5 protein-coding genes are annotated in these 5,705 nt (G+C 73.1%); 2 read left to right on the top strand and 3 right to left on the bottom strand.

The genetic code is table 11. The features are described 5' to 3' along the window. Positions 1 to 404: 404 nt before the first annotated feature. A complete protein-coding gene (gene mshD, locus ACYVPE_RS38960) occupies positions 405 to 1,307 on the bottom strand; it encodes a mycothiol synthase (protein WP_461038583.1) in 903 nt (300 codons plus the stop codon). 167 nt (positions 1,308 to 1,474) lie between these two features. On the opposite strand from mshD, the gene ACYVPE_RS38965 reads away from it, so the two are divergent. Next, complete coding sequence (locus ACYVPE_RS38965; protein WP_461038584.1) at positions 1,475 to 3,268, top strand: bifunctional metallophosphatase/5'-nucleotidase; 1,794 nt, start codon at positions 1,475 to 1,477, stop codon at positions 3,266 to 3,268. 59 nt (positions 3,269 to 3,327) lie between these two features. On the opposite strand, the gene ACYVPE_RS38970 is transcribed toward ACYVPE_RS38965, so the two are convergent. Both ACYVPE_RS38970 and ACYVPE_RS38975 read right to left on the bottom strand, forming a co-directional pair. Further along, the gene (locus tag ACYVPE_RS38970) at positions 3,328 to 4,038 is read right to left on the bottom strand and encodes a 4'-phosphopantetheinyl transferase family protein (RefSeq protein ID WP_461038587.1); all 711 of its coding nucleotides are present in this window, start codon (positions 4,036 to 4,038) and stop codon (positions 3,328 to 3,330) included. 5 nt (positions 4,039 to 4,043) lie between these two features. Continuing rightward, a complete protein-coding gene (locus tag ACYVPE_RS38975) occupies positions 4,044 to 4,895 on the bottom strand; it encodes a metallophosphoesterase family protein (protein WP_461038585.1) in 852 nt (283 codons plus the stop codon). A 60-nt stretch (positions 4,896 to 4,955) separates the two neighbouring features. On the opposite strand from ACYVPE_RS38975, the gene soxR reads away from it, so the two are divergent. Continuing rightward, positions 4,956 to 5,438 carry a redox-sensitive transcriptional activator SoxR gene (gene soxR, locus ACYVPE_RS38980; protein ID WP_461038586.1) on the top strand — a complete coding sequence of 161 codons (483 nt, stop codon included), beginning with the start codon at positions 4,956 to 4,958 and terminating at the stop codon, positions 5,436 to 5,438. The last annotated feature ends 267 nt before the right edge of the window (positions 5,439 to 5,705 follow it).

Consider the following 5,705-nt stretch of genomic DNA (forward strand, 5'->3'; position numbering starts at 1 on the left):
GGCGCGGAGCGCCGAGCGCCTTCGGCGCGCGGCGTCGGCCGCCCCCGCCGCCCAGGCGCCGCGGCGCGGGAAAGGGCGGGTGGGTGGGGGATCCCGCCGCGACGCAGGCGCGGGGCCCTGCCCCCCGCCCCGGGCGGGACGGACGGGCGACGGCACCGCGCCGCAGGCGTGAGCCGCGCAGCGGCACGGATCCGGCCGTAGGCCGGGCGCGAGCCGGGCCACCGCGCAGCGGACGGGGCTTGTCGGGGCACCTCCCTGGGGGCACCTCCCTGGGGGCACCTCCCAGCCTCCCCCAGACTCCGTCCGGGGGGACCCCCATGGCTGGGGCCGTTAGCTGGGGGAGGGTGGGGGATCCCGCCGCGACGCAGGCGCGGGGCGCGGCGGCGGGCCGGCGGGCGGCCCTGTCAGGATTCGGTCCGGTACATCAGATCCACCTCGAACGTCCGAAAGCCCAGCGACTCGTACAGCCGTACCGCCGCCCCGTTGTCCGCGTCGACGTACAGCATCGCCGTGTCCAGGCCCGGCCTGGCCGCCAGGTGGCGAAGCCCTGTCGTGGTGAGGGCGCGGCCGAGGCCGAGGCCCTGGGCGGCGGGGGAGACGCCGAGGACGTAGATCTCGCCGAGGCCGGCGGCCCGGTGTTCCTTGGTCCAGTGGAAGCCGAGCAGTTCGCCGTCCGAGGTGCGCTCGGCGAGGAAGAAGCCGGCCGGGTCGAACCACGGCTCGGCCATCCGCGCTTCGAGGTCACGCTGAGTGAGCGAGCCCTGCTCCGGGTGGTGGGAGAAGGCCGCCGCGTTGAGGGCGAGCCAGGCCGCGTCGTCCTGGCCTGGGACGAAGGTCCGCATCCGGACGTGGGACGGCGTCGTCACCTCGGCCGTGCGGAGGCCGCCGAGCGGGCGGCGCAGCTGGCGGAGTTCGCGGAAGAGCGTGAGCCCCAGCGCCTGCGCCAGGTGGCGCGCCGGCGGGTGGCCGCCGTGGGCCCAGAGCCTGAGCCGGTGGCCGGACTCGGCGAGCAGGGCCCGGCCCAGCTTCCTGCCGTGGCCCTGGCCGCGCCGCTCGGGGTGGACGACGAGTTCGCCTGCGGGTGGCTCGACCGCGTCGGTGCCGTCCAGTTGGGCGTAGCCGACCAGCCCGTCCGCGTCCCGGAGCAGCAGGTGCCGCACCCCGGCCCGCGGGCCGTCACGCAGCAGCAACCTGCCCTGCTCGGACACCGCGTACTGGCCGTCGACCTTCGCCGCCGCCTCGATCAGCTCCTGGATCAGGCGCAGTTCGTCGCCCGCGACCTGGTCCCGCTTCAGCACCTCACTCATGCCATCGACCCTAGGACACCCACGCGTGGGTGATCCAGATCACATCCGGGCGCGCGCCGGTGACATGCGCCCCGAACGCGCCTGAATGCGCCCGTCCCCTTCCTTTCATCTCGCCGTTACACACATCCCCCTGCCGGGCTACGCGCGTAGCCAATAGGGTGCCGCCCATGCACGCACGGATGTTCAGACTGACCGCGGGTGCCGCCACGCTGGCTGCGGTAGGGGCGCTCGCCGTCGCCCTGCCAGCCGCGCAGGCGAAGCCCGATGACCACAACAACGGTTCGAGACCCGGCCAGGGTCCGACCGTCGACCTCCAACTGCTGGCGATCAACGACCTGCACGGCGCCCTCGAGCCGCCCACCGGCTCCAACGGCCAGGTGACGCACCGGCACGAGGACGGCACCACCGAGCAGATCACCGCCGGTGGCGTCGAGTACCTGGCGACCGGGCTGCGCGACGCGCGACGCGGCGAGTCCCGTTCCCTGACCGTGGCGGCCGGCGACCTGGTCGGCGCCACCCCGCTGCTGTCCGGCCTCTTCCACGACGAGCCCACCATCGAGGCGCTCAACCAGCTGGAGATGGACGTCGCCGGCGTCGGCAACCACGAGTTCGACGAGGGCTGGGAGGAGCTGACCCGGCTCCAGGAGGGCGGCTGCCACCCCGTCGACGGCTGCTACACCGACGACCGCGAGTTCGAGGGCGCCGACTTCCGCTACCTCGCCGCGAACGTGGTGAACGAGGAGACCGGGCGCCCGATCCTGCCGCCCTACACCATCCAGAACGTGAACGGTGTCAAGGTCGGCGTCATCGGCGTGACGCTGGAGGGCACCGCCGACATCGTCACCCAGCAGGGCATCGAGGGCCTGGAGTTCCTGGACGAGGTCGAGACCATCGACCGCTACTCGCGCGAGCTGCGCAACCGCGGCGTCAACGCGATCGTGACGCTGATCCACGAGGGCGGCTACCCGTCCGACACGGCCTACAACGCGGACTGCGAGGGTGGCGCCGACGGCGGCATCTCCGGGCCGATCGTGGACATCGCCCGCAACGCCAGCTCCGCCGTGGACGTGATGATCACCGGCCACACCCACCAGCCCTACGTCTGCTCCATCCCCGACCCCTCGGGCCGGGAGCGGCTGGTGACCTCGGCGGCCTCCAACGGCCGGCTGTTCACCGAGCTGAACATGAAGTACGACATGCGCTCCGGCGACATCGTCCGCGCCTCGGTCGAGGGCAGCAACCGGGTGGTGGACCGCGAGCAGCGGCCGGCCCGCGACCTGACCCGGCTGATCGACTACTGGAACGAGCTGGCCGCCCCGGTGGCCAACGCGCCGATCGGCTACATCACCGAGGACATCAGGGGCCGCGGCGCCGGCACCCCGGAGTTCCCGCTCGGCGACCTGATCGCGGACGCCCAGCTGGCGCACGCGCGTGAGCTCGACGAGTCGACGACCATCGCGCTGATGAACCCGGGCGGCGTGCGCGCCGACCTGACGTACACGGCCTCCGGCGACGAGGGCGACGGCGTGGTGACCTACGGCGAGGGCTTCACCGTCCAGCCGTTCTCCAACACCGTCAACCTGCTCGACGTGACCGGCGAGCAGCTGCTCCAGGTGCTGCGCGAGCAGGTGTCGGGGGTCAACCAGGCGTCGCCGAAGATCCTCCAGCCGTCGGCCGGCCTGACCTACACGCTGGACATGACCCGCTCAGGCGCCGACCGGATCGTGGCCGACTCGGTCCGGATCGACGGCGAGCCGCTCGACGCGGCGGCCACCTACCGGATCGCGGTCAACAACTTCCTGGCCGGTGGCGGCGACGGCTTCGCCACGCTGGCCGAGGGCGAGAACCCGGTGGTCGGCAACGACGACATGCGGGTGTTCGCGGACTACCTGACCGCCAACTCGTCGCCCGAGGCCCCGATCGGGGCCCCGGCGGCGGACCGGATCACGGTCGTCCAGTAACTCCGGCACCACCCGGAACGGCCGGGCCCGCGCGGGCCCGGCCGTTCCGCGTTCAGCCTTCAGCCTTCCGCGTTCAGCGTTCCGCGCGGCAGCGCGATCGCGGTGACCAGCAGCCCGTCCTCGGCCAGCCAGCGGCCGGTGAACTCCGAGTGCCGGACGCCGTCCACCACGGGCCCCGGCACCAGCAGCCGGGCGGTGAACGTGCCGGCCTGGGGGCACCTCCCAGGGTCGAAGTCGAGCCTGGCCTCCTCGAAGTCCAGCCACTTCCCGGTGAGCGGGTACCAGACCTTGTAGACGCTCTCCTTCGCACTGAACAGCAGCCGCTCCCAGCACACTTCGGGGTACACGGTGGCCAGCCGCCGCAGCACCGGCCGTTCCTCGGGGAGCGAGATCATCTCCAGCACGCCCGGGTCGCGCAGCGGCTCGTTGGGCTCGGCGTCGATGCCGACGCCGGCCACCGTCTCCCGGCGGGCCACCGCCGCGGCCCGGTAGCCGTCGCAGTGCGTCATGCTGCCGACGAAGCCGGGCGGCCAGCCGGGCGCCCCCCGCTCGCCCGGCAGCAGCGGCACCCGCGGGCCGCCGAGCGCGGCGAGCGCGGCGCGGGCGCAGTGCCGCACGGTGGCGAACTCCCGGCGGCGCTTGTCGACGGCGTCGGCCACCCGCGCCGCCTCCTCGGGGAAGAGCTCGGGCGGCTCCGCCGGGTCGCCGAACGACTCGGCCACCTCGACCGGCTCGTGGGCCAGCAGCTTGCCGAGGACGCCGCCCACCAGCCCGCTCACCTGCCGGCCACCGCGGCCGGCAGGATCGGCACCAGCCGCCCGGGTTCCGTCGAGCGGGGCTGCCACTCGCGCGGGTAGCCGAGCGAGACCTCCTGGTGCAGGATGCCGTCCACCCGTATCTCGCGCGGGATGTGCAGGTGCCCGTAGACCACGGACGCGGCCCGGAAGCGGCGCGGCCAGTCCGCGCTGGCCTCGGTTCCGCACCACAGCGCGAACTCGGGGAAGCGCAGGATCCTGGTCGGCTCGCGCACGATCGGCCAGTGGTTGACCAGGACGCTCGGCAACCCCTCGGGCAGCTCCGCGGTCAGCCGCGCCTCGGTCGCCGCGAGCCGGGCCCGGCACCACGCGTCCAGGCTCGGGTGCGGGTCAGGGCGGATCATGAACTCGTCGGTGCACACCACCCCGGCCGCCTCGGCCACCTTCAGCGCCTCCGCCTTGGTGCGGGTGCCGGCCGGCCGGAAGCTGTAGTCGTACAGCAGGAAGAGCGGCGCGATCACGGCGGGACCGCCCTCGCCCTCCCACACCGGATACGGGTCCTCGGGCGTGACGACGCCGAGCCGGCGGCACAGCTCCACCAGGTACGCGTAGCGCGCCTCGCCGGTCAGCCGCACCGGGTCGTCGGGCGGCGTCCACAGCTCGTGGTTGCCAGGCACCCAGATCACCTTGGCGAACCGCTCGGCCAGCAGCGTCAGCGCCCACTCGATGTCCGGCGTCAGCTCGCCCACGTCCCCGGCGACCAACAGCCAGTCGTCGTCGGAGGCCGGCCGAAGCCGCTCCACGATCCGCCGGTTGTCGTCGTACCGCACGTGCAGATCGCTGATCGCGACGAGTCTCCCTGCCTTGCCCATGCGTCTCTCCCTCCCAGGCTTATCTCAAGAAAACTTGAAGTTTGCGCTACGCTCGGTGGCATGGTCCAGACCACCATCGCGAAGGAACTCACCATCGGGCAGCTTGCCCAGCGCAGCGGCGTCGCCACCTCCGCGCTGCGGTTCTACGAGGAACAGGGGCTGATCGCCAGCCGCCGCACCTCGGGCAACCAGCGCCGCTACCACCGCGACATGTTGCGCCGGGTGGCCTTCATCCGGGTCTCGCAGAACGTCGGCATGCCGCTTGCCGCCATCCGCGACGCCCTCGGCAAGCTACCGGAGGGCCGCACGCCGAACCGGGACGACTGGGCGATCGTCTCCGAGTCGTGGCGGGCCGACCTCGACCGCCGCATCCACCGCCTGCGGCAGCTGCGCGACGACCTGACCGACTGCATCGGCTGCGGCTGCCTCTCCCTGGAGAGCTGCCTGCTCGCCAACCCCGACGACGTCTGCGCGCGCAGCGGCAGCGGGCCGGTCCGGCTGCTCGCCGACGGCGACGAGCCGTCCTGCGGCAGCTGCGCCTAGCGGTTTCCCCCACCCTCCCCCAGCTAACGCTGGGAGGTGCCCCCACAAGCCCTTTCCGCGCTTCGCGCGGCGGGCCCTGGCGGACCTGGGCGGCCCACGGCTGCTCCGCCGCCGGGCCGGGTGCCCCGCGCTTCGCGCGGGGTTTTCCCCACCCTCCCCCAGCTAAGGCCCAAGGCCGTGAAGTTAGGGGCTGATCGGTTTCGTCAAGATCTCGATGTCGATGGTGGCTTTGTAGGTGTGTCTGTCGACGCGGAGGCTCTTGTAGGC

Source organism: Streptomyces mayteni, from assembly GCF_054783955.1.